The organism is Microbacterium sp. K41 (genome assembly GCF_004794395.1).
Classification (GTDB): domain Bacteria; phylum Actinomycetota; class Actinomycetes; order Actinomycetales; family Microbacteriaceae; genus Microbacterium; species Microbacterium sufflavum.
In genome coordinates, this window is sequence record NZ_SSDO01000228.1 from 1 (window position 1) to 714 (window position 714).

Here is a 714-nt window from a genome sequence, read left to right on the forward strand (position 1 = left end):
CCGAGCCCGGCGAGGGTGTCGCTGGCGCGGCTGCCGAGCGCCGGGGCGACGTCGATCCCCCCGCGCACGGCGATCACGAAGCGCAGCCCGCGCTCGGGGTGACCGAGGGTGAGCTCGTCGCCGTCGACCGTGGCGAACGGTGCCCCGGGGGCGATGTCGCGCGGCACGCCGGCGGCGTCCGTGAGGGTGAGGACCCCGGTCGCTCCGGCCACCGCGGCCACCCCGGCTCCGTGGAACCGCAGCACCGCACCGCCCACGCACTCCAGGACGGCAGCGGCGGAGGGGTTGCCGACCGCGCGGTTGGCGTCGCGCAGGGCCACCCGGTCCGCGATGCCGGAGGCCGAGACGCCCAGGGCGGCATAGCCCGCGCGACCCTCGTCCTGCACGAGCAGCTGCAGCGACGAGCGCACGACCTCCACCGCGGGGGCTCCGGGAGCGCGCGGCCCCTGGGTCGCGGAGGCTTCTCCGCCGCGCGGATCCGTGCCGCCGGCGCTCTCGGCCGACGCGACGACCGCGGCCCGCTCGGCCCGCACGAACCGCACCCGCCGCCCGGGTGCGAACAGTGCGGGAGGCTCGCGGTCGATGTCCCACATGGCCAGGTCGGTGCGGCCGATCAGCTGCCAGCCGCCGGGGCTCTCGCGGGGGTACACGCCGCTGAAGGCTCCGGCGAGCGCGACCGAGCCCGCGGGCACGCGCGTGCGTGGCGACGAGCGG

The 714-nt window shown here is 78.6% G+C and carries 1 protein-coding gene; it reads right to left on the bottom strand.

Annotated elements, in window-relative coordinates; translation table 11 throughout:
• On the bottom strand, nucleotides 1-714 hold a 714-nt coding region (locus DW309_RS06345), incomplete at both ends, for a carboxyltransferase domain-containing protein (protein ID WP_136044882.1).